Raw genomic sequence first — 405 nt, 5'->3', positions numbered from 1 at the left:
GGCGGAGGACACCAGGGCGTTCCAGTCGCGGGTGTGCTGGTGGGCGTAGATGCCGGTGGAGGCGTACTCGGGCTCGTCCAGGAACGGCAGCGCGATCTCGGCGAGGTCCACCGGGGTCACCTCGAAGGCGCCGTGCGCGCGGGCCCGGTCGGCCACCCAGGCGGCGAGCGGGCGGCCGCTGGAGGTGGGGCGGGTGGCGGCGGAAATTGCGAGGAGGCGGGTCATGATGGGTGAACTCCCCGTGGGTGGTGCCGTGATGGTGCCCCGACGCGACCTAGGTCGGCCGCGCCGTGCTGAACGGCCGCCATTGTGGCCGGGGGCGCCCCACCTGGGGAAACGCGGGCCGCGCACTATGTCAAAGTGGGCCCGCGCGACGCCCCGTCAGGGCCGCCACGCCACCCGGTG

At 74.6% G+C, this 405-nt stretch carries 1 protein-coding gene; it reads right to left on the bottom strand.

Going from position 1 to position 405, the window contains the following annotated elements:
• Positions 1-225: NADPH-dependent FMN reductase (locus G3I71_RS49125; RefSeq protein ID WP_164325483.1), on the bottom strand; the 225-nt coding region annotated here is incomplete at its 3' end.
• Between the last annotated feature and the right edge of the window lie 180 nt (positions 226-405).

It is taken from the genome of Streptomyces sp. SID12501 (assembly GCF_010550245.1).
Lineage (GTDB): Bacteria > Actinomycetota > Actinomycetes > Streptomycetales > Streptomycetaceae > Streptomyces.
The sequence above is the reverse complement of the archived record's forward strand: the minus strand, read 5'-3'. Positions and strand labels throughout refer to the sequence as shown.